Raw genomic sequence first — 22,275 nt, 5'->3', positions numbered from 1 at the left:
ACACCTTAACTTTTAAGAAGGAATACACATGTTAACGGTTATAGCTGCACTGTCGTGCAAAAATATTGATGCAGATGTGATGCTTACAGCACTTGAAAACTTACAAAAGTCATCGCGCCAAGAAGTAGGGTGCTTACGTTATGAACTATCGGTAAAAAGTGATGATGAACATACCGACTACGTTGTTAGCGAACAGTGGGCGTCTGACGAGCACTTTGAAGCGCATAAAAGCGAGCCACACTTTAAAGCGTTTGGTACGCAAGTTACTGGGCTTTTAACCAATAGTAGTATTGATGTATATAAATCAATTGGTTAAATTCTTTTTATAGTGCCTATTATGGTACGTATTAAAATACTTAGCTAAATTACATATCATAAAGTAAATACTCAAATAGGTGCTGTTAACCTACATCACCTTTTATTCTTACACTCTAACCTGCCTAAATACTCTACTTCGCCAATATCAATGAAACCTATTAGGACTCTTTTTTGTTAATGCACAGTGCGTCGAAATCAAAAGAGGTTCATAACTTTATTAAAGTCGTTTTGGTATCACAACCCACTCTAATAAATAGCCTATTTAATTTGTTGTTTACATTAAAGTTCTCTGGTGTAAATTATAGAAATATAATATGGCATTTTAGTCAGCCATAAATAGTCCGAGTGGTACTGAGTAAGAGACTCAAAATAGCTAACTATTTATATATTTTTTGTGTGTTATATTTTTAGAGCTGAGTTAATTAAACCAATAATGGAGACATGGGTATGGAAATTAATAAATCTAATCAATCTATTCTTATTTTTGTAATCCCTTTATTAACTGCGTATTTTGGATCAAAAGTTATATTTCACTTATTTGCTTTTGAGTATCTTGTGTTTACAGATACTTTTGACATTCTAAAGCTACTCATTGATATTAGTGTATTTGGAGTGTTGTTCTATATTAGTTCACTGGGTGTTGGTTACTTCACCAGAGCTAAAACATAAGTTTTTTTATCATTAGTTGGTAAATTGCTAGCTGAAAAATCACAGCCAATAAAGCCTTAATAGCTTTAAGCTGTATCAATTTATATGGAAATAATAATGAAAAAATTAATCGCAATTATAGCATTGTTAGGCTTTGCCTCATTTGCACAAGCTAATGATAGTTTTGTAGTGAAGGCCAAATTTTATAATAATAAAAACCTAATTGGCTCACCTACTTTAGTTGTAAATTCAAATGAAGAGGCATCAGTTTCAGTTTATAATTCGTATAGTTTTGCTCTTACAGTAACGCCAATTGATGATTCTACTGTTAGTTTAGCAACTGACCTGAAGCTAGGTGGAAAACATATGGCTCCCTCTTTAGTTGTTGAACTAGGCAAAGAAGCAAGTATTAATCTTGATGGTAAAGAGCTTTCAGTTTTAGTAAGCAAATCAAGCAGCTAATAATACCAACCTGCATAAATCTTTGATCAATTTAACGAATTAAATTGCACTATAACGTCGTTAAAAATTTTTTATTTAGAACAACTAGATATAAAAATTTTTGCCTAGTTCTAGCGTAATTTTCTTAACGTTAAATAGACCCCATATATAAGCAGATTGGTATAAGTTAAAAATTAGGAATATAACTAATGAGAAACTCAAGAAATGAAATAGTAAAATATGGAGTCTCTTTTGGTACAGCCCTAGCAATTGCTATTTCATGGAGTGCTAACGAGTCTGTGTTATGGGCAATTTTGCACGGTTTTTTATCTTGGTTTTATGTTATTTGGCATGTAATCACGCGATAAGTGCTTTCGCGTGTGCACTGATTGATTATGTAGACTGCGGTCAATGTTAATAGCCGAGTAATTACCATTTAAAACGATTAAGTTAAAAATATAAAAGGAATAATTAATAATGAAAGGTGCTGGTGGAAGCTCTGGTGGTATTGGGCATTTTTTTATTGGTTTAATTATGATGTGCGGTGGCTTTTATATGCTGCTAAACGCAATTTCGGTGACCTCTAATTTTGGACTAAGTTCTCGCATTTATAGTGTTAATGCTTTAGGTGGCTTTGGCGTTACAGGCGGCATGGTTATGATCCCGTTTATATTTGGTGTGGGTCTGATTTTTTATAATTCTAAAAATATTTTAGGCTGGGTGCTATCTCTAGGTTCGTCAACCGCACTAATATTTGGCGTTATATCGAGTGTGCGATTTAGTATGCGAACTATGACGTCGTTTGATTTGATTGTTATTATAATTTTAGCGTTTGGCGGCTTAGGGTTGTTTTTACGTTCGCTTAAATCTATTGATACTTAAATAATTACCACGCTTTGTTTTAAATACAATTTTAATTATAGGCATTTAACATGATGTTCTAATGCCTAAGCTAATACATTAATAATATAACCCTCCCTATTTACTACTTAACCAGTAACGTATTTTAAAGAGATTTATGTGAACAACTCAATACAGCTAAAACTAATTGCTACTCACTTATTAGCACAAAGAGATGAAAACCCAGCACGTTCAAACTTTCCTAAAGAGTTAGTACTAGACTCGACTGACGATGCAATAGAAGTACAAAAGTTGATGATTTACTTAAATGATCAAACTGTATATGGCTGGAAGTGTATGCTGCCTTTAGATGATGGCTCAATTATATTAGCGCCTCTTTTACATGCACCTATAAAACAAGCTGAAAATTGCCCACTGTATACAACAAACAATAAAGCGCTTATTGAACCAGAAATTGCATTTATTTTACAAAGCGATTTACTAAGTAATAATACCTATACAAATGAAGACGTGGATACTGCATTTGCCAGCGCCCACTTGGCACTTGAGCTTATCCAAAAAAGGTTTGATGAAGACACTCCAAGCACGCACATTGAAAAGCTGGCCGATGGCCTATCTAATCAAGGCGTGTATTTAGGCCCACAAATAGATAAAGCCAAAGCGTATAACGCAAGTACTGTAAATATTAACGTTAAGCAAACTGAGTTGGAGTTAAACCTGGCGGGTGTGCATCCTGCAGAGCTTGCGCAGCTTCCACTTTATTGGGCGGTTAATTACTTATCAGCAAAGGGAATTAATTTAAAAGCAGGGCAAGTGTTTATAACTGGTTCTTACTGTGGTGTTGTTGAGCTTAATACCAATGAGCAAACATGTATTACATATGAAGATTTAAATACATTTAATGTGACATTTTTATCCCATTAAGCGTAATACACATTTTAACGGTCATAATAAAACAACCCACTAATTAGCGGGTTGTTTTTTATTTGGCTAAATTTTAATTATTGATTTTAGAGAGTAATGCAGGATTTATTACGAGATTTCGTACGCCGTGAGCATGATCTTCATTAAAGGTGTTACTTTCACACCATTTGCCAACACTGTTTATATCAACCTTTGCTACTTTTGGTTTAACTGACCATGTTACTTGAAAAGGAGAGCCTGTCTCGTTGTAACTAGGACCAGTAGTTGAACCGCTATAAACAACCGGTTTACCCGTATTTGTAGGTGTAGCAATAGCTTGATAGTAACCATTAACAGATGACACGGTGCTTATTTGAGCAAAATCAAGTGCGTTAGCATCGTTTACTAATACATATACTTGGGCTTCAACACGTAGTTGCGGATTTTTAATCGAATCACTTAAACAGCTACCCAAGGTAGGGCCTGGTTTTACAATTGCTGACGTATGAACGTTATGAACCTCAATGGTATCGCCAACTAAAAGCGCGCCGTGATCGCTCGGACAAATTTCAATTTTTGCTGGTTTACTTTCACTTTTAGTTAAAGAGCCTGAATATAAGTAGCCACTTTTAAAGCCTTTTCCATTACCATTTCCGGCATATTTACTAAACTCGCCACCGGCATGTTCAGCATTTTTATGAAGGTGTATATTACATAAGTTCATATTTGATGAAGTTGGGGCATGAGAGAAAACTACGGTGTTTTCGCCTTTATAATTATCAATATTGCGTGGAGATTGTGGGCCAAAGCCTTTATTCGCAGTGTTTTTAGCAAGTGCTGCACGCTGCATTTTTATTATGTCGTCATTTGCTATTTCGTGGTTAGCTTTAGCTAGCGTATTAAAAGACAGGATAGTGATTACAGCAGAAATTACACTTATTTTTGTTTTGATTGTCATTGAGTCAGTGCCTTTAAATCATGTTTTACGTAACAATTAAGTTAACAGATCTTGTTTTTCGTAAAATAATCCTAAAATAATAAATAATCAAACTATTGCAAAGCTATTTTATAGATAAGTCGTATTTTAAAATAAGTGCATCTATATAGCGGGTGCGTAATGTGTGTTGTTTTTCATGATCGGCGCCATGCCCTAATGCTTTGTTTAAAAGCTTCATGGCGGGGTGCAGTAGCGCTCTTTCTTCTTGGTTTAAGCTCGTTTTACTGCGCAGTTCTGTAATGTCGTCAACTAATAGCCTGCCAATATCTACCGAGACTATTTCGTCTATTAATCCATTTTGAGTAAGCACGCCGTACTTACTGCATAAAAACTGTTGCCAAATTTGCTGCAAGTGCTCGTCTATTTCGCAGCCAAATAGCTCTTCGCTAAACGTAAATCCTTGCTGAGCGAGTTTAGTTAGGCTTGCAGTATATTGCTGTGCAAAATAATTAAAAGCATGGCTTGATGATTCTATTTTTTGTTTTAAAAGACCTTGACCCCAATTAACACAGCCGCGCGAGTAATAGTCGTCATACTCTTCGCATTCATACAAACCTGAATATGAGCTGCAGCTAAGTTGACTTTTAATACAGTAACTTGGTTTTGGGAAAACGCTTCGCTCTTGCCAAGCTAAAAGTGTATCTGCATCTATATTTAATGCTTGGCACAGTTCATCGGTGTTATAAAAATGAGTTGCTAAGTAGTCAGATAAACGCATAAAGCCTCTGGTATCGTTAAAAATAAAATACTGTTCATATATACAGTTGTTCATTTTGTATTACCAAACTTAATAACACAAGAAATTTTATAATTAAATGTGTGTTTACACCTCCAAAAGTACCGGCAATTATGTTACAAATAGCGCAAGTTTTATAAATAATGATTTTTTATGCGCACCCTAGACCAAATTAAACAAGCAAGTCTTATTACAGCTATTAAAACGCCATACTTAGCAAACGGTGAAATAGATCTCGCAAAGTACGATGAACTCGTAGAAATACAAATTGCAGCAGGCGTTGACGGCATTGTAGTTGGTGGCACAACAGGCGAAGGCCAGTTAATGAACTGGGAAGAGCATTTAATGCTTATAGCGCACAGTGCAAACAAGTATGGTGACAAACTGGTTATTGTCGGTAATACCGGTAGTAACAACACCCGTGAAGCGATTAAAGCAACTAAATATGGCTTTGCCAGCGGTATGGATGCAGCACTGCAAATTAATCCATATTACGGACGTACGTCTATTGCGGGTGTTAAAGAGCACTTTAAGCGCGTGTTAGATATTGGACCTGCCTTTATTTACAACGTAGCAGGGCGAACAGGTCAAGACCTAACACCTGATATTATTGAGCCACTCGCTAAGCATGAATATTTTATTGGTGTTAAAGAGTGTGGCGGTAATGAACGTATTGCCCATTATGAACAACAAGGTATTGCATGTTGGTCGGGTAACGATGACGAAAGTCACGATGCGCGCCACACACATAAAGCGCACGGTGTTATTTCGGTTACTTCTAACTTAATACCTGGGTTATTTCGTCAGTTAATGGATACGCCAAGTAACGAGCTAAATGCGTCGTTACAACCATTAATGAACTGGTTGTTCTGTGAACCAAACCCGATTGCTATTAATACCGCATTGATGATGACAGGTGCAGTAAACCCTGTATTTAGATTACCGTATTTACCGCTTAGTGATGAGCAGCAAGCTCAAGGCGAAGTATTAATTAATGAGTTAAATAACAACGATGTTGTTGGCGGCACAGCTAAGTGTATAAAACAGGACGATATAGCCCTACTTTCTTAGCAACATGAGCAAGCACTGAACAAAGTGTTAGTTCAGTGCTTTTTGTTAATGATTATTTACTTCTATTGCTAAAATCGGTAAAATTCCTTCCCTTATATCTTATAAAATATGCAGAGCTGTGAAATTTGTTGTTGAAGAACTCGCTATATGGATAAAGCCCGAACAGCGACAAATAAAAGAGAGTAATTGGTTTGATTCCTCCGTATTAAATCTTAGTTGGGTGCCTGCTATGCAGCGACGCCGAATGACTTCCTTTATTAAAATGGCACTCTTTAGTGCTCATCAAGTAAGCACTCAAGGTAACTATGTTAATTTACCGAGTGTTTTTTCTTCTCGCCACGGTGATTTTCACAAAACGTCTAACTTACTTATTGATGTAGTAAATGATCAGCCACTGTCGCCCACTGGTTTTGGGTTAAGTGTGCATAATGCCGCATCGGGACTTTTTGGGATAATACAGGGTAATACAAGTGCTACAAATGCTATAGCTGCAGGAGCCGAAAGCTTTATTTATGCACTCGTAGATGGCTTTGTAAGACTTGCTGATAACGATCAGCAACACATGTTAATAGTTCATACCGACGAGACTCTCCCCGATATTTACGCTCAGTACGCCGATGAACAGCAAATAGCACACTCTATTGGTTTAATAATAAGAGCGCCGCAAAAAGGCGAACCCCATTTTAGTTTAAACAAAGTATTTAATACGGGCATGGAAAAAAGCGACTTACCAATGAGTATTCAATGCGCTAAAGCTTTGTATGAGCGAAGCAATATATTACTTGTTCATAACACGCTTGAGCACGATTGGCAGCTTACATACCATGCTTAAAAATGTACAAAGGTTATGTGGGTTGATTTGGCGGATTATTGCTACTGCATTTTGCTTTTCAGTTTTTGGGGTTGGTGGTTTAGTATTAGCCTTTATTGTTTTTCCTGCTCAGCGCCTATTTCAAAGTGACTCAGTTAAACAAAAGATTAAGGCTCGAAAAACAGTACATTACAGCTTCAAATGGTTTGTTAGTTTAATGCATGTAACGGGCGTTATTCGATTTCATGTCAACGATAAAGCAAAAATTGAAGGCTTAAAAGGGCAACTGATATTAGCAAACCATCCTTCTTTAATTGATGTTGTTGTTTTAATTTCGGTAGTAAAAAATGCAGATTGCGTAGTAAAGGCGCATTTATTTAAAAATCCTTTTATGCGCGGCGTTATTAAAAGCACCGGCTATATAAGTAATGACGATCCGCAGGAGCTATTACGAGAATGCGAGCGCAGTTTGCAAAAGGGTAATAACTTAATTGTATTTCCTGAAGGGACACGGACAGAGCCTCACAAAACATTAAAGTTTAAACGAGGCGCTGCAAATATTGCAATTAGATGTCATGCGCCCATTACTACTTTTTTAATTAAAATGAAGCCAAACACTTTAACCAAAGGCACACCTTGGTATAAGGTCGCGCCATATCAGGCGCATTTTACAATGGGGCTTGCGAGCCAGCAGTTTAATTGTGCAACGTACGACAGCGATATGCCTGCGATGCAATCACGCCAATTGACTAAAGATTTACAACATTATTTTACACAAGAGCTAAAAAATATATGAGCGAATTAAAAGAACAAATAAAACAACTGATTATCTCAAGCCTTGACCTTGAAGACATGACCACTGCTGACATACAAGATGATGACGCTTTATTTGTAGATGGCCTAGGACTAGACAGCATAGATGCATTAGAGCTTGGTCTTGCGATAAAGAAGCAATTTGATGTGAAAATAGATGCAAACTCTGATCAAACTAAAGCGCACTTTGCCTCAGTTAATTCTTTAGCAAAATTTATTGAACAAGCACGTTCTTAATATATAAAAGTAGGAAGAAAGATGAAAACCGCTGCTGAAATTTATGATGTATTACACGGCATTTTAGAAAACGAATTTGAAATAGACCCAGAAGATATTAGCTTAGAGGCTAACCTGTACCAAGATCTTGATTTAGACAGTATTGATGCAGTTGACTTAGTTGTGAAGTTAAGAGAAATCACAGGTAAAAAAATTGAGCCTGATGCCTTTAAGCTTGTGCGCACAGTGCAAGACATAGTTACCGAAATAGAAAAGTTAGTTAACTAATACTATGTTAAAAGCAGTTTTAACAACGTTAATTATGATTTGCTTGGCTTGCTACCCTATTATTGTGTACGTAGGCCTTACGCGTTTTAATAGTCTGATTATTACAGTATTACTGCTATTTTTACTCGGGCTTAGACTTTGGTTAAGCAGAGCCTTGTTTGATAAAATGCCGTGGTTAAAGCCCGCTACATTTTTAGCAGCCATTACTATTTTGATTTCCAAGGTAATGGATAGCGACTTAGGGCTGCGTTTGTATCCCGTAATCATTAATTTAGTTATGTTAGTTGTGTTTGCGTATTCTTTGTATAAAGGGCCTTCTATTATTGAAACCTTTGCGCGCATTACTGAGCCCTCACTTGATGAAAACGCTCTGATTTATACAAAAAAAGTAACGCTAGTGTGGTGTGTTTTTTTTGTATTAAACGGTGGCATTGCCCTGTACACCAGTATTTTTAGTAGCCTAGAAACCTGGGCTTTTTATAATGGTTTTATTGCTTACTTAGCTATGGGCACATTGTTTGCTATAGAGTGGCTAGTCAGACAAAAAGTAAAAAGGAACGCCGGTGTTTAATGCTTTTCAAAGTAATGCGATAAGAACATGTTTTAATCATACTGATAATGATATTTCGGAGCGTCAGTTTGTTAGTGATATAAACGCAGTTTTAGCAAAGCTATCAACGTTAAATGCTAAATCATCGGTTGTTTTATACACCACAGACACCTACAAATTTGCCGTGTACTTATTTGCTTTGGCACTACACGGAAACACAGTGATTTTGCCGCCTAATGGGCAACCTGCAACGTTAAACTCCTTGCTTAAACAAACACCTTTTTTTATTGGTGAGTCTGAATTAGTAGCCGATTTAGAGGCTGATTTTTTAGATATAGGCTCCTTAGTCAATCAACCTCACTTTGTATCTATTGAAACAATTAAATGGCCTCAAGAAGGCACAATTGTTTTTTACACGTCGGGCTCGTCGGGTAAAGCAAAGCCAATTGTAAAAACGTGGCAGGTAATAAATAAAGAATTAAGTACATTAATTAATAGCTACGCACTGATTGATAATCCTATTTTTATAGCGAGTGTTTCGCATCAGCATATATACGGCTTATTGTTTAGATTATTGTGGCCATTACGTGCAGGAAAGGTTGTAAATACAGAACTATTGCATTACCCAGAACATATAGCTACAAAGCTCAAGTTATTTAAAAAAGTAGTGTTTGTTTCAAGCCCAGCGCAGTTAAAACGGTTATGTATTGATAATGTTTTAGTGGATGATAAGTCTCATTTACAATGGATTTTCTCATCAGGTGGACCGCTATTAAACGAAGATGCTGTATCGTTGTTTACGCAATTAAATAAACCAGTTACACAAGTTTTTGGTAGTACCGAAACCGGTGGTATTGCATATCGACAAGTTACTTCACTTGAAAAGGTTAGCCTTTGGCAGCCTTTTTCGGGTATTAAAGTACGGGCTTTGGACGATCAGCGTTTAATTTTAAACTCACCGCTCGTTCGCGACAAAAATTACCCTTTAGATGATAGAGGCGAAGTACTTAAAAATGGTCAATTTAGACTATTAGGCCGATTCGACCGAATTATAAAATTAGAAGAAAAGCGATTAAGTTTAGATGAGCTAGAACAACATTTGTGTACTAGTGAGTGGGTAAGTGAAGCTAAAGTAATCGCCTTGCCTGGTGAGCGATTAATTGTAGGCGCTATTGTTGTGCTTACGCATAAAGGGCAGATGTTTTTTAATGGTGACGGTAAGTTAGCTACAAATAATTTATTAAAAGCGCATGCATTAGCGCGCTTTGAGCGAATTTGTATCCCTAAAAAGTGGCGTTTTGTAGATCAATTACCATACAACTCACAGGCAAAGTTAAATTTAAAAGCATTGGAGAGTCTTTTTGCAAAAGTTGACTAAAACACAGCCTGATTTACTGTCTTGTGAAAAAGCAGAGCAAAAGTATAAATTAAGCTTACTAGTTCCTCATGATTTAGATTATTTCAAAGGACATTTTACGGATGGCCCAATACTCGCAGGTGTTGTGCAATTAGACTGGGCTGTGGCTGCAATTTGCAAATATTATAATGTTCAGCAACCTGTTAAAAATGTTGAAGTATTAAAATTTCAGGTAGTGATTACCCCAGGTATAACAATCGAATTATTGCTAGAGCAAAAGGCAGAGAATAAATATACCTTTTCGTATAATTCAAACAAAGGACAGCATGCATCTGGCCGTGTTATTTTTGATAGCCTGATAAATGAATAACTTTTGTATTGTTATCCCAAATTATAATCACATTACGGTTATTGATGATGTACTGAGCAAATTATCGTCATTTAATCTTCCTATTATTATGGTTGATGACGCAAGCAACGTCGAAGCTAAAAATGTGTTTAGTAAGCTTGATGCAAAACACGCGCAGTTGAGTGTAGTTACCCACGACGATAATCAAGGCAAAGGCGGCGCGGTACAAACCGGCTTAAAGCAAGCATATAAGCTAGGTTTTTCGCATGCGATACAGGTTGATGCTGATGGTCAGCATGACTTATCTGATATTAAAAAACTAATAGCGCTTTCAAACGCTCAGCCTAAAGCGCTTATAAGCTGTTGCCCAATATATGACGATTCAGTGCCTAAACACCGTTATTTAGCACGTTATTTAACGCATGTTTGGGTATGGATTGAAACGTTAAGTTTTACAATTGTAGATTCAATGTGTGGCTTTAGAGTATATCCGCTTGAGCCAAGTACAAAGCTAATTGATGAGGTATCGCTTGGAAAACGCATGGATTTTGACCCCGAAATTTTAGTGCGTTTATATTGGCGCAATGTGCCTTTTGTATTTTTACCTAGCCAAGTAATTTACCCCGAAAATGGGCTTTCTCATTTTCAGCCATTACACGATAACGTGCGTATTTCGTGGTTGCACACTCGCTTATTTTTTGGAATGTTGATTCGCTCTCCTGTGTTAATTTGGCATAAATTAAAGAGGCGTTATGGCCGCTAAACACTGGTCTAAAATGCAAGAGCGCGGTAATTTCTTAGGTATTCAAATACTGTTATTTGCTCATAAATTACTGGGTAGAAAAGGGCTGTGGATTGTTTTGTTTCCTGTGGTTTTTTATCTTTTTTTAACAGGAAAAGTAGCGCGTGTAGCATCTAAAGTGTTTTTAGAGCAAGTTAATGTTTACCAAGGCTGCAAACAACCTGTTACGTTTAAAATGCAATTAACGCACTTTTGCAGTTTTGCAGATAGCGCATTAGATAAAATTGATGCTTGGCTTGGGCGAATAACCCAACGTGATATTAAATACACTAATGAGCATTTATTTGCTGAGCTAGATGAGCAAAATCAAGGGGCTATTTTTATAGGTTCCCACTTGGGTAATTTAGAGGTGTGCAGGGCACTTAGCCAGCACCGCAGCAGTAAAAAAATAAATGTACTGGTGTTTACCCATCACGCTGTTGAATTTAATAAAATGCTTAAAAAGATTAACCCAGATGTGTCGGTTAATTTAATACAAGTGACTGATATGGGGCCTGACTTAGCTATTTTACTAAAAGAAAAAGTAGAACAAGGAGAAATAATCGTTATTGTTGGCGACAGAACAAGCACAACAACGGCTTCTCGGTCGGTACAGGTACCATTTTTAGGCAAAAATGCCCCATTTTCACAGGGGCCTTTTATATTAGCCGCGCTGCTTGATTGCCCTGTTTACTTTTTGTTTTGTTTAAAAGATAAAAAAAGCAAAAAGTATCAAGTGATATTTGAACATTACAGCCAATCATTAAAAATGCCTCGACGAGAGCGACAGCAGGCGCTAACACTTATTATTACTGACTATGCACAGCGTTTGAGTTATTACGCAGCTTTATATCCTTATCAGTGGTTTAATTTTTACGATTTTTGGAAAAGTGATCAGCAGGTAGTGCGCGATCAATCAATGGAGAATAAGTGTGACTGAACAAAATATACAGCTTTTTGGCAATCAGCGATTATCAATTGAAGATATTGTTCGAGTTGCCTTTAATAAAACACAAGTGCAATTAAATAGCTGTGAAAATTTTAGCGTTAAAATTAATAGCGCTTTGCGTTTTTTAGACACACTTTTAAAAGAAGATGGCGTAATTTACGGCGTTACTACTGGTTACGGTGATTCTGTAACGGTGGCTGTACCCCTTGATTTAGTTGATGAATTACCTCTGCATTTAACTCGCTTTCACGGCTGTGGACTTGGGGATGTATTTAATAAAGTGCAAGGGCGTGCAATTTTAGCGACCCGCTTAACATCACTTTCACAGGGCTACTCTGGTATTAGCTGGGAAATGCTGCACCTACTTAAAGATTACTTAAATAACGATATAGTGCCTGTGATCCCGCAAGAAGGGTCAGTAGGTGCCAGTGGCGATTTAACACCGTTATCTTACGTTGCAGGTGCGATGGTAGGCGAGCGTGATGTGTTTTACAAAGACCAAGTACGTAACAGTGCAGAAGTTATGAAAGAAGTTGGCTTAGAACCACTAACACTAAGGCCAAAAGAAGGTCTTGCCGTTATGAATGGCACAGCGGTAATGACTGCATTAGCGTGTTTAGCGTTTGATAGGGCTAATTACTTAGCTAAACTGGCGAGCCGTATTACTGCATTATCAAGCTTAGCGCTTAAAGGAAATAGCCATCATTTTGATGAGATATTATTTTCAGTTAAGCCACATCCTGGGCAGCAACAAATTGCTCGTTGGATAAGAGAAGATTTAAACCATCACGATCACCCTCGTAATGCAGACAGACTTCAAGATAGGTATTCAATCCGTTGTGCACCCCATGTTATTGGTGTGCTGCAAGACAGTCTGCCGTTTTTTAGGCACATGATAGAAAACGAGCTTAACTCAGCAAACGATAACCCAATAATTGACGGTCAAGGTGAGCATGTATTGCACGGCGGGCATTTTTACGGAGGCCACATTGCAATGGCAATGGATAGCATGAAAACAGCCGTTGCAAATCTTGCTGATTTAGCCGACAGACAAATCGCGTCTTTGGTTGATACTAAGTACAACAATGGGCTACCTTCAAACTTGTCTGATAGTGCACCAGAGCGCCGTTATATTAATCATGGCTTTAAGGCTGTTCAAATTGGCTGTAGTGCTTACACAGCAGAGGCATTAAAGCTAACCATGCCGGCCAGCGTTTTTTCTCGCTCTACGGAGTGTCATAATCAAGATAAAGTGAGTATGGGAACTATTGCGTCTCGCGATTGTTTACGTATTTTACAGCTAACAGAACAAGTGTTAGCAAGTACGTTATTAGCAAGTATTCAAGGTGTTAGATTGCGTATAAAACAAGGCGATCTTGAGTTTTCGACTTTAACGCAAGATATGCAAAACATGTATACCGATATAACTGATTACTTTGAAAACCTCACTGAGGATAGACCAATGGAAGCCGTGCTAAGGCAAACAATAGGGTATATTCAAACTAAACGTTGGGCGTTGTATGAATAGTAAAGGTGCATTATTAACGCATGTGGTAGAAATTGAAATTCCATTTCATGACTGCGACCCAATGAATGTTGTATGGCATGGTAACTACCCACGTTACTTAGAAGTAGCGCGCTGCGAGTTACTGCGTTTATTTGATTATGATTACCCACAAATGCATGAATCGGGCTACGCGTGGCCTATTGTTGATATGCAAATAAAGTATGTCGCCTCAGCGGTATTTACTCAAAAAATCAAAGTAGCGGCTTACTTAAAAGAATACGAGAATAGACTACGGATTGATTACGTAATCACTGACTCGCTAACTAACAAGCGCCTTACTAAAGCCTCAACCACACAAGTTGCAATTGAGGTTAGCTCTAAAGAAATGCAATTTGAATCGCCCGCTATTTTATTTAATAAATTAAAAGCGGTTTTGAATTAAATTTTGATTTTATAGGCGATTTAGATGAATTTATTAAAATGTTTTACATTGAGTGTAGCCATTAGCTTTTTACTGTTTTGCTCTGTAGTAAATGCAGCACCAATTAAAGGTGAGTTTAAGCAATATAAGCAATTTAATGGATTTGCTAAACCTTTTATTTCGTCGGGTGTTTTTTCGTTAATTGATGAAAAGCTCATTTGGCAAGTGAAAATGCCTGTTGAGAGTATGCTCATAATAGAAAACGGCAAAGTGCTTGCACAAAATGCCAATGGTGAGTTAATACCACAACCCGGTAGCGAGCAATTTGTAGGATTACTGAGTGACTTACTTAGCGTAAATATGAGTGCGCTGGAAACACGTTTTGATATTGCTAAAATGCAAGACAGTTGCACACAGTTAACACCAAAAGAAGCGATGCTACAGCAATTATTTAGTGATTTTATTTTATGTGAAACTGCTAAGCAAGTGAGCAGTATTACACTAAATGAGCACTCAGGAAATAACACAAAAATTGAGTTTACTTATTCCAAATAAAATTATGTTTTTAAATAATGCAGTGGTTAATTAAGGGAATAGTGCAGTGACAAAACGAATTACCGTTATTGTAGGGTGGTTTAGCAGTTTAATTTTACTTTTTTCTGCAGCTTTTTGGCTGTCTAAACCAACGTTTAGCGCTGATATGTTTAGCTTATTGCCAAAATCGTACTCCCAAATTGCACATGCGGAAGATGTTTTTTTTCAGCAAAATGCTAACCGTATTATGTTCTCGTTTGCAGGAAATAATAAAAATAAAGCATTTGATGATTTCCAAAAATGGCTCGACGATAATGCAATTAAAAGCACATTTAACTTTCCGTCCGCTAACGATTTAGCGCAAACATTCTCACCTTTCAAACATGCGTTATTAAGTGATACTTACAAGCAAACATTAAGCAAAAAAACAACGTTTGAACATTATTACCTTGAGCAATTAAATCAGTTAGGCAACCCATTTGTAAGTGCTACCTTAAGCAAAGATACAAGTTTGAGCTTAGCGGCATTTATAGAAGATAACTTAAAACAAAGCCAATTGTTTACGCTTGAACAAGGTCGTTTAACTCGACGTTTAAAAGGCGTTGAATACCGTGTCATTCTGGCAAACTTAGTGCCTGAAAATTTAGGGGTTAATAAATCAATTGATTTAGCTGGCTCGATAATTAAACAGATCAATATACTTAATAAAACCTACCCTGATTTAAGCATTACTTACTCTGGTGTGCTATTTCATACGGCTGAAAATGCTAAACAAGCTAAATACGAGATGAGCCTGTTTGGTGGCATTAGCTTATTAGCCCTTATTGCTATGGTATTTTGGGTGTTTAGGCGTTTAAACAGTATTTTATTAGCAAGCTTTACCGTACTGAGTGCACTTATTGGCGGCGCTATCGCTATGGTGTTGCTGTTTAAGACTATTCATTTATTAACGCTTGTTTTTGCAGTTACCTTGATTGGTATTGCCATTGATTATGCATTTCATGGTATGACTGACTTAGCCAAAAAAGAGCATGAAAAAGGCTACAGCAAAGGGACTCAATCTGCGCTTTTACTGTCTCTTATTACGACTACGTTGGGTTATTGCTGCTTACTAGGTGCGCCACTAACGTTATTATCTCAAGTTGGCGTGTTTGTTATTGCGGGTTTAGTGAGTGCTTGGCTATTTACAGTTTTAGTTTTGCCATTGTGGCAATCTACACTCACATTATCGCCTTCGAGTTTATTGATGAGTCAAAAGCTCATTAAGGTTTTTTTATACTGCAATAGTTTAAAAAAACCAATACTCATTACGTTATTAGTCCTTATAAGTGCGTTATTTTTAATAAAACCTATTAGTTTTAATGACGATGTAAAGCTATTAAATGCAAGCTCCGAACATTTAATGCTAAACGAAAAAAAGCATTTGTTATTACTTGGGCAATGGGATAGCCAAATTGTTTTTATGTTTGCAGATAGCGACGAAGCGCTTTTACAAAAACAAGAACAATTTTTAAAACGCTTAACCCAACTAAACCCTAATTTTAAACATAATAGCATTAGCCATTGGTTGCCTAGTTTACAAAAGCAGAGCGATAACCAAGCCTTGTTTGAACAGGCTAAAAACAAAGGGACTTTGGATATTGCAGAGCGCGTTACAGGGCAAGCGTTAGTAAGTACAAAGGCACCGTTATTAACTTATGAAACACTCGCCACGAGTACATTTAAACCATTACTGCTTTCTCAAATGGTTGTTGAGTCAGAACAATCGATAACGTGGGTGTCTATTTCGGGTATTTCATCTGATCAACTAATTAATGAGGTTGAAAAAAACAATGGAATTTACCTTTATAATAAACCTAAACAAATTAGTGCTTTATTAAGTGATTACCGTGAATATTTACTATTAAGCCTAGTGCTTGCGGGTTTTATTAGTTGGCTGCTTTTTAGTTGGCGATTTACGATTAAGATAGCGCTGCTGCAGGTGACCATTTTATCTGTTGTGGTGTTGAGCATGCTTTGGGTATGTAATGCGATTCAAGGTAGCTTGTCGTTATTTAATTTACTCGGTGCGTTACTTGTTATTGCCTTAGCAATTGATTACCTCGTTTTTTATCAAATAAATAAGTTAGAGCCCAAAAATGTGTTAGCGATTAGCTTATCGGCTGCGTCATCAATGTGGGTATTTGGCATGTTGAGTGCATCTGATACGCCGGCTATTTTTAGCTTTGGGCTGAGTGTAATGGTAGGGATTTTAGCTATTTACTTTTTATCACCGCTGAGTGTTTTAAAGCCTCAAAAGGAACAATAATTTGAATAACCTTGAGCAGTACGATGTTGTTGTTATTGGCGCTGGGCCTTCTGGTGCATTGGCTAGTAGTCTTTTAGTTCAAAAGGGTTGGCGGGTACTGGTACTTGAACAGCAGGCGTTTCCACGTTTTTCAATTGGTGAAAGCTTACTACCGCAATGTATGGCGTACTTAGAAGACGCGGGCTTAATCGATACACTACATAACAATGCAGCGGCTTTAGGTTTTCAGTTTAAAGATGGCGCTGCTTTTCATCGGGCAGGGCAAAATACAACTATAAATTTCACTGAAAAATTTACTAAAGGCCCAGGCACTACGTATCAAGTGAAAAGAGCCGACTTTGACAAATTATTAGCAGACAAAGCACAAGGACAAGGCGTAGAAATCAGATATAAGCACACGGTGGTTGACTACTGTGATGAGCCAAATGGTGCATCATTAGTGGTATACAATGAGCAGCAGCAAGCTTATCGCGTTAATGCCCGATTTGTATTGGACGCAAGTGGCTTTGGGCGTGTATTACCAAAATTGTTAGATTTAGAGCTTCCTTCTAACTTTCCTGTTCGAAGCGCTTATTTTAGTCACTTTAAAGACAATATTAGTGATACAAGCTTCGATCGAAATAAAATTTTGATTACCGTACACCCTCAATATTCAGACGTGTGGTATTGGCTTATTCCCTTTAGTGATGGTACTGCGAGTATTGGGGTTGTGGCGCAGTCAGAGCGTTTTAATGATGATGAATCTAGCGATTTACTAAATCAATTTATAGAGCAAGACCCTTATTTAAAAACACTGTTAGCACAGCGTGAGTTATTAACTCCAGCAAAAAATATAAAAGGCTACTCGGCAAATGTGAGTAAGTTATATGGTAAGCACTTTGCTTTATTGGGTAATGCGGGGGAATTTTTAGACCCGGTATTTTCATCAGGTGTAACAATTGCACTCAAATCTGCAAATTTAGTTGCCCCACTTGTTGATCGCTATTTAAAAAACGAAGTCGTCGATTTTGACGCTCACTACGCACAGCCATTACAAGCTGGAGTCGATTGTTTTAGAACATTTGTAACAGGGTGGTACGATACGCGTTTTCAGGATGTGATATTTTACTCTGAACAAAATACTCAGGTGCGAGAAATGATTAGTGCTATTTTAGCGGGCTACGCATGGGATACAAATAACCCATTTGTTGCACAAAGTGAACGCCGTTTAAATGTGTTGGCTCAGTTATGTCAAAATTAATTAAGTATGTGGTGTGTAGTGTATTTATATTTGCTGTATTGAGCGCATGTACGAGTTTTACAGCATCTAAAAATAGAGTGTATCTATCACCTAATATTCAATTAAATATTAATAGCGTGCCAGCACAAATGTTTGATAAGTCTTGGCAGCATGTTTTGTATATTACGAATCAGCAAAACACACACACTGTATTTGCCCAATTAGCTATAAATGACAAAGGTGCAATTAAGTTATTGTTAATGACAGTGCAAGGCTTTCCAATTATGGAGCTTGAAAAGCCTTTAAATGGCCCAGTAAAAACACGAAATATGCTGGCGGTAGAAGGGATAGACCCTCATTATATTTTGGCGGATATTGCATTAGTACATTGGCCAGTAGCATTTTTACAAAAGCAGTTAGAGGGTGCTTTAATAGAGCAGGTTGGCTCTAATCGGCAGGTATTTAACGATGAGGGTACATTTATCACCATTGACTATAGTGATGAGTCGACAACGTTGAACAATATTTTACATCAGTATCAAATAACATTTAAAAAGGTAGAACAGTGACATATTGGCTGAATGATTTAGGCATTGTGAGTGCGATGGGCATAGGCCAAGATGCAACCACAACAAGCTTAAATAAATATAACCCTGCAACTCCTTTATTAACTTTAAATAAAAGTTTAAGTGCTGAGCAAACTCCGCTGTATGTCGGGCAAGTTCAGTCTATTGCTTTATCAAATAATAAACGTATCAATACATTTATTGATCTAGCTTTAGAGCAGATTAAGCCAACCTTAGATAAACTTTCGCATATTGATAAGTCGCGTATCGCAATTGTAATGGGTACTAGTACATCAGGTATTCATGATGGCGAAAGAGCGCGTAAAAGCTATGAAAGTACAAAACTCTGGCCTGATGACTTTAGTTACAGTGATCAAGAGCTAGCAACACCCGCTCATTACATTGCACATAAAATAGGGGCTCTAGGGCCTTGTTACAGTATTTCTACTGCGTGCACGTCGAGTAGCAAAGCGTTAATTAGCGCCCGAGCTTTGCTAAATGCTGATTTAGCCGATGTGGTAATTTGTGGTGGTGCGGATAGTTTGTGCCAATTAACAATTAATGGCTTTGACTCGCTCGCTTCTTTAAGCTCGGGTTTATGCCAGCCTTTTTCTAGCACCAGAGACGGCATTAATATTGGTGAAGGGGCCGCTTTATTTGTAATGACTAAAAATAAGCCAATAACAAATAACGGCGTTATGTTACTAGGCAGTGGCGAAAGCTCAGATGCGCATCATATGTCAGCCCCCGATCCTAATGGGATGGGCGCCCAAGCCTCAATGGAAAAAGCACTAAAAAGCGCAAAGTTATCCTGTGGTGATATTGATTATATTAACGCTCACGGTACGGCTACTGTAAAAAATGACGAAATGGAAGCACTTGCAATTAATCGCGTGTTTGGCAACAATACCCCGCTTAGCTCAAGTAAACATTTAACAGGGCATACTCTTGGTGCTGCAGGTGCCATTGAAGCCGGTATATGTTGGTTATTATTAAAAGACAGCGGCCAACATATGCTGCCGTATAACGCGATTAAAGAAGGCAGTGATTTGGCTGATATAAAAATAATAAAACAAGCGTTTAAGCCCGCTCTTAAATACTGCTTATCTAATTCATTTGCGTTTGGCGGTAATAATGCCAGCTTAATATTGGGAGTTAACGTTGACTAATTACCCTATAGAGCAAGTAGTCCCGCATGATGCGCCTATGATTTTAATAGATAGCCTTTTAACACACAGCGAAGATGAAGCTCAATGCGGCGTTACTATCTCTGAGCAAAGCCCTTTTTTTAGTCCTGCAATTAACGGCGTACCTAGCTATATTGGTGTTGAGTACATGGCGCAGTCTATTGCTGCTTACGCTGGTGCGTTAGCGAATGATGAAAATAAACCTGTAAAAATTGGTTTTTTAATTGGCACGCGAAAATATCAAACTTATCAACCGTGTTTTAAAAACGGCAGTAAGCTGACTATTGAAGTGAAAAAGCTATATCAAGAAGAGTCAGGTTTAAGTGTATTTGAATGCCAAATACTCGTGTGTGAAACTCTACTTTGCCAAGCAAAAATTAATGTATTTCAGCCTGAAAACCCGTTGGAATTTATAAGAGAAAATCAATGACAAAAAGAATTTTAGTTACGGGTTCAAGCCGTGGTATTGGTAAAGCTATTGCGTTAAAACTTGCTGAGCAAGGGTTTGATATTGCAGTACATTGCAGAGCGGGTGTTGAGCAAGCTCAAGCAACATGCGATGAAATTAATGCATTAGGTAGAGCCACCAGTTTATTACAATTTGATGTATGTGACAGAGAGCAGGCCAAAGCACAAATAATAGAAGATATAGCTCAGCATGGCGCTTATTATGGCGTGGTGTGTAATGCAGGTATTACTAACGATATGGCATTTCCTGCTATGCAAGGGGAAGACTGGGATTGTGTAATACGTACAGGCCTTGATGGGTTTTATAATGTAGTACACCCAACTGTAATGCCTATGGTACAAAGCCGTAAAGGTGGGCGAATAATTACAATGTCATCGGTGTCAGGTATTGCAGGTAACCGAGGACAAGTAAATTATAGTGCAGCAAAAGCCGGTATTATTGGGGCCACTAAAGCACTTGCATTAGAATTGGCAAAACGCAAAATCACAGTTAATTGTGTGGCACCTGGTTTAATAGAAACCGCGATGACTGATGAATTACCTATTGATGAAATGATGAAAATGATACCCCTTAAACGCATGGGGAGCGTTAAAGAAGTTGCGGGAACAGTCGCTTTTTTAATGTCTGATGATGCAGCTTACATAACACGCCAAGTGATTTCGGTTAATGGTGGCATGGTTTGATTAAACGCGTTGTTGTAACAGGGATGTCGGTGGTCACTGCATTGGGCGATGATTGGTCTGAATTCAAACAAGCCTTAATTAAAGGCGAAAATGCGGTTGTTACTATGCCAGAGTGGGATATAGCTGACGACCTCAATACTCGTTTAGCCGCGCCAGTTAAACACTTTGAGCGACCAAGTCATTACAAACGAAAACAAATCCGTTCAATGGGGCGAGTGTCACTTATGTCAACTCGTGCTACTGAATGCGCACTTGAACAAGCCAAATTACTCGAGCACGACAGTCTAACAGATGGCTCTACGGGTATAGCGTATGGCTCATCTACGGGCTCTACTGAGCCATTACTCGCCTTTGCAAATATGATGGAAACGGGGTCGATGTCAGGTGTAACAGCCACGAGTTACATTAAAATGATGGCGCATACTGCCCCTGTAAATGTTGGTGTGTTTTTTGGTTTAAAAGGGCGTGTTATAACAACAAGCTCTGCTTGTACATCGGGATCTCAAGGAATAGGCTTCGCCTATGAAGCGATTAAGTTTGGCCGACAAAAAATAATGGTGGCTGGTGGAGCAGAGGAATTATGCATCACAGAGGCTGCAGTATTTGATACGCTTTATGCAACATCTACAAAAAATGAAACACCAAAACAAACACCAAGACCTTTTGATAAAAATCGCGATGGCTTAGTGATAGGCGAAGGCGCGGGTACACTTATTTTAGAAGAATACGAACATGCAAAAGCGCGCGGAGCAACAATATTAGCTGAGGTGGTTGGTTTTGGTTGTAATTCTGATGGACAGCACGTTACTCAACCAACATCAAAAACAATGCAACTAGCGATAGAAATGGCACTGCAAGATGCCAATTTAGAACCAGAAAAAATTGGTTACGTTAATGCTCATGGTACATCAACAGATAAAGGTGATATTGCCGAGTCTCACGCAACGTTTAAAGCATTGGGCAGCAAACCTATTAGCTCGTTAAAAAGTTATTTGGGGCATACATTAGGTGCTTGTGGTGCAATAGAAGCATGGGCAAGCATTAATATGATGGCTGATAACTGGTTTGCACCAACAATTAATTTAGATAACGTTGATGACGAATGTGCTCAGCTTGATTACATAAGGCATCAAGGGCGTGAGATTAATACCGATTACGTGATGAGTAATAACTTTGCGTTTGGTGGTATTAACACCTCTTTAATATTTAAACGCTATAAAGTAGATTAAACACGTTAAAAGATAAGTTATGACTAACTGTTAGCTCGTTTTTACTGTATAATTTGCGACCCT

General features: G+C 37.8%; 28 protein-coding genes. 26 read left to right on the top strand and 2 right to left on the bottom strand.

The window, feature by feature from the left end; all coding sequences use genetic code 11:
• Window positions 1–28: 28 nt before the first annotated feature.
• The 6 genes from I6E72_RS16075 (at window position 29) to I6E72_RS16050 (ending at window position 3,192) form a co-directional block, all read left to right on the top strand.
• Window positions 29–316, top strand: coding sequence for a putative quinol monooxygenase (locus tag I6E72_RS16075; RefSeq protein ID WP_197113099.1), 288 nt, complete (start codon window positions 29–31; stop codon window positions 314–316).
• A gap of 449 nt (window positions 317–765) precedes the next feature.
• Window positions 766–987 (top strand): hypothetical protein, encoded by a 222-nt coding sequence (locus I6E72_RS16070; RefSeq protein ID WP_197113097.1) that lies wholly within the window; start codon window positions 766–768, stop codon window positions 985–987.
• A 96-nt stretch (window positions 988–1,083) separates the two neighbouring features.
• Entirely contained in the window at window positions 1,084–1,428 is a 345-nt protein-coding gene (locus I6E72_RS16065) for a hypothetical protein (RefSeq protein WP_197113095.1), read from the top strand.
• Window positions 1,429–1,616: 188 nt separating this feature from the next.
• Window positions 1,617–1,775: a hypothetical protein gene (locus I6E72_RS16060; protein WP_007378675.1), complete on the top strand. Its 159-nt coding sequence runs from the start codon at window positions 1,617–1,619 to the stop codon at window positions 1,773–1,775.
• 109 nt (window positions 1,776–1,884) lie between these two features.
• The gene (locus I6E72_RS16055) at window positions 1,885–2,289 is read left to right on the top strand and encodes a hypothetical protein (protein ID WP_197113093.1); all 405 of its coding nucleotides are present in this window, start codon (window positions 1,885–1,887) and stop codon (window positions 2,287–2,289) included.
• A gap of 138 nt (window positions 2,290–2,427) precedes the next feature.
• Window positions 2,428–3,192, top strand: coding sequence for a 2-keto-4-pentenoate hydratase (locus I6E72_RS16050; protein ID WP_165736380.1), 765 nt, complete (start codon window positions 2,428–2,430; stop codon window positions 3,190–3,192).
• Between the two features lie 73 nt (window positions 3,193–3,265).
• On the opposite strand, the gene I6E72_RS16045 is transcribed toward I6E72_RS16050, so the two are convergent.
• Complete coding sequence (locus I6E72_RS16045) at window positions 3,266–4,129, bottom strand: delta-class carbonic anhydrase (RefSeq protein WP_197113091.1); 864 nt, start codon at window positions 4,127–4,129, stop codon at window positions 3,266–3,268.
• 103 nt (window positions 4,130–4,232) lie between these two features.
• Window positions 4,233–4,886, bottom strand: a complete 654-nt coding sequence (locus tag I6E72_RS16040; protein WP_197113121.1) for a DUF6058 family natural product biosynthesis protein — start codon at window positions 4,884–4,886, stop codon at window positions 4,233–4,235.
• 171 nt (window positions 4,887–5,057) lie between these two features.
• Here I6E72_RS16040 and dapA point away from each other — a divergent pair, with 171 nt between their 5' ends.
• The 20 genes from dapA to I6E72_RS15940 all read left to right on the top strand — a co-directional run bounded on the left by dapA (window position 5,058) and on the right by I6E72_RS15940 (window position 22,212).
• Complete coding sequence (dapA, locus tag I6E72_RS16035) at window positions 5,058–5,975, top strand: 4-hydroxy-tetrahydrodipicolinate synthase (protein ID WP_024591739.1); 918 nt, start codon at window positions 5,058–5,060, stop codon at window positions 5,973–5,975.
• 118 nt (window positions 5,976–6,093) lie between these two features.
• Window positions 6,094–6,807 (top strand): beta-ketoacyl synthase chain length factor, encoded by a 714-nt coding sequence (locus tag I6E72_RS16030; RefSeq protein ID WP_197100563.1) that lies wholly within the window; start codon window positions 6,094–6,096, stop codon window positions 6,805–6,807.
• Complete coding sequence (locus tag I6E72_RS16025; RefSeq protein ID WP_180961397.1) at window positions 6,800–7,582, top strand: lysophospholipid acyltransferase family protein; 783 nt, start codon at window positions 6,800–6,802, stop codon at window positions 7,580–7,582. The genes I6E72_RS16030 and I6E72_RS16025 overlap by 8 nt, the downstream gene beginning before the upstream one ends.
• Window positions 7,579–7,836 (top strand): phosphopantetheine-binding protein, encoded by a 258-nt coding sequence (locus I6E72_RS16020; protein ID WP_007580830.1) that lies wholly within the window; start codon window positions 7,579–7,581, stop codon window positions 7,834–7,836. Before I6E72_RS16025 ends, I6E72_RS16020 begins: the two co-directional genes overlap by 4 nt.
• A 21-nt stretch (window positions 7,837–7,857) precedes the next feature.
• Window positions 7,858–8,103 carry an acyl carrier protein gene (locus tag I6E72_RS16015; RefSeq protein WP_002958648.1) on the top strand — a complete coding sequence of 82 codons (246 nt, stop codon included), beginning with the start codon at window positions 7,858–7,860 and terminating at the stop codon, window positions 8,101–8,103.
• A 4-nt stretch (window positions 8,104–8,107) separates the two neighbouring features.
• Complete coding sequence (locus I6E72_RS16010; RefSeq protein WP_197113082.1) at window positions 8,108–8,674, top strand: hypothetical protein; 567 nt, start codon at window positions 8,108–8,110, stop codon at window positions 8,672–8,674.
• Window positions 8,667–10,031, top strand: a complete 1,365-nt coding sequence (locus I6E72_RS16005) for an AMP-binding protein (protein ID WP_197113080.1) — start codon at window positions 8,667–8,669, stop codon at window positions 10,029–10,031. The genes I6E72_RS16010 and I6E72_RS16005 overlap by 8 nt, the downstream gene beginning before the upstream one ends.
• Window positions 10,015–10,380, top strand: a complete 366-nt coding sequence (locus I6E72_RS16000) for an ApeI family dehydratase (RefSeq protein ID WP_121954599.1) — start codon at window positions 10,015–10,017, stop codon at window positions 10,378–10,380. The genes I6E72_RS16005 and I6E72_RS16000 overlap by 17 nt, the downstream gene beginning before the upstream one ends.
• The gene (locus I6E72_RS15995) at window positions 10,373–11,122 is read left to right on the top strand and encodes a glycosyltransferase family 2 protein (protein ID WP_121954587.1); all 750 of its coding nucleotides are present in this window, start codon (window positions 10,373–10,375) and stop codon (window positions 11,120–11,122) included. The genes I6E72_RS16000 and I6E72_RS15995 overlap by 8 nt, the downstream gene beginning before the upstream one ends.
• Entirely contained in the window at window positions 11,112–12,080 is a 969-nt protein-coding gene (locus tag I6E72_RS15990; RefSeq protein ID WP_165735812.1) for an LpxL/LpxP family acyltransferase, read from the top strand. The genes I6E72_RS15995 and I6E72_RS15990 overlap by 11 nt, the downstream gene beginning before the upstream one ends.
• Window positions 12,073–13,617: an HAL/PAL/TAL family ammonia-lyase gene (locus I6E72_RS15985; RefSeq protein ID WP_197113078.1), complete on the top strand. Its 1,545-nt coding sequence runs from the start codon at window positions 12,073–12,075 to the stop codon at window positions 13,615–13,617. The genes I6E72_RS15990 and I6E72_RS15985 overlap by 8 nt, the downstream gene beginning before the upstream one ends.
• Window positions 13,610–14,038 carry an acyl-CoA thioesterase gene (locus I6E72_RS15980; RefSeq protein ID WP_197113076.1) on the top strand — a complete coding sequence of 143 codons (429 nt, stop codon included), beginning with the start codon at window positions 13,610–13,612 and terminating at the stop codon, window positions 14,036–14,038. The genes I6E72_RS15985 and I6E72_RS15980 overlap by 8 nt, the downstream gene beginning before the upstream one ends.
• Before the next feature lie 24 nt (window positions 14,039–14,062).
• Window positions 14,063–14,572 (top strand): outer membrane lipoprotein carrier protein LolA, encoded by a 510-nt coding sequence (locus tag I6E72_RS15975; RefSeq protein ID WP_121954589.1) that lies wholly within the window; start codon window positions 14,063–14,065, stop codon window positions 14,570–14,572.
• 46 nt (window positions 14,573–14,618) lie between these two features.
• Window positions 14,619–16,859, top strand: a complete 2,241-nt coding sequence (locus tag I6E72_RS15970) for a transporter (protein WP_197113074.1) — start codon at window positions 14,619–14,621, stop codon at window positions 16,857–16,859.
• Window position 16,860: 1 nt separating this feature from the next.
• The gene (locus tag I6E72_RS15965) at window positions 16,861–18,099 is read left to right on the top strand and encodes an NAD(P)/FAD-dependent oxidoreductase (protein WP_197113072.1); all 1,239 of its coding nucleotides are present in this window, start codon (window positions 16,861–16,863) and stop codon (window positions 18,097–18,099) included.
• Window positions 18,087–18,647, top strand: a complete 561-nt coding sequence (locus I6E72_RS15960) for a DUF3261 domain-containing protein (RefSeq protein WP_197113071.1) — start codon at window positions 18,087–18,089, stop codon at window positions 18,645–18,647. Before I6E72_RS15965 ends, I6E72_RS15960 begins: the two co-directional genes overlap by 13 nt.
• The gene (locus tag I6E72_RS15955) at window positions 18,644–19,813 is read left to right on the top strand and encodes a beta-ketoacyl-ACP synthase (RefSeq protein ID WP_007580801.1); all 1,170 of its coding nucleotides are present in this window, start codon (window positions 18,644–18,646) and stop codon (window positions 19,811–19,813) included. The genes I6E72_RS15960 and I6E72_RS15955 overlap by 4 nt, the downstream gene beginning before the upstream one ends.
• Complete coding sequence (locus tag I6E72_RS15950) at window positions 19,806–20,261, top strand: ApeP family dehydratase (RefSeq protein ID WP_024599920.1); 456 nt, start codon at window positions 19,806–19,808, stop codon at window positions 20,259–20,261. Before I6E72_RS15955 ends, I6E72_RS15950 begins: the two co-directional genes overlap by 8 nt.
• Complete coding sequence (gene fabG, locus I6E72_RS15945) at window positions 20,258–20,983, top strand: 3-oxoacyl-ACP reductase FabG (RefSeq protein WP_007580797.1); 726 nt, start codon at window positions 20,258–20,260, stop codon at window positions 20,981–20,983. Before I6E72_RS15950 ends, fabG begins: the two co-directional genes overlap by 4 nt.
• Window positions 20,983–22,212 carry a beta-ketoacyl-ACP synthase gene (locus I6E72_RS15940; protein WP_197113120.1) on the top strand — a complete coding sequence of 410 codons (1,230 nt, stop codon included), beginning with the start codon at window positions 20,983–20,985 and terminating at the stop codon, window positions 22,210–22,212. Before fabG ends, I6E72_RS15940 begins: the two co-directional genes overlap by 1 nt.
• Window positions 22,213–22,275 lie beyond the last annotated feature (63 nt).

The organism is Pseudoalteromonas sp. NSLLW24 (genome assembly GCF_015864725.1).
GTDB classification, from domain to species: domain Bacteria; phylum Pseudomonadota; class Gammaproteobacteria; order Enterobacterales; family Alteromonadaceae; genus Pseudoalteromonas; species Pseudoalteromonas arctica.
The sequence above is the reverse complement of the archived record's forward strand: the minus strand, read 5'-3'. Positions and strand labels throughout refer to the sequence as shown.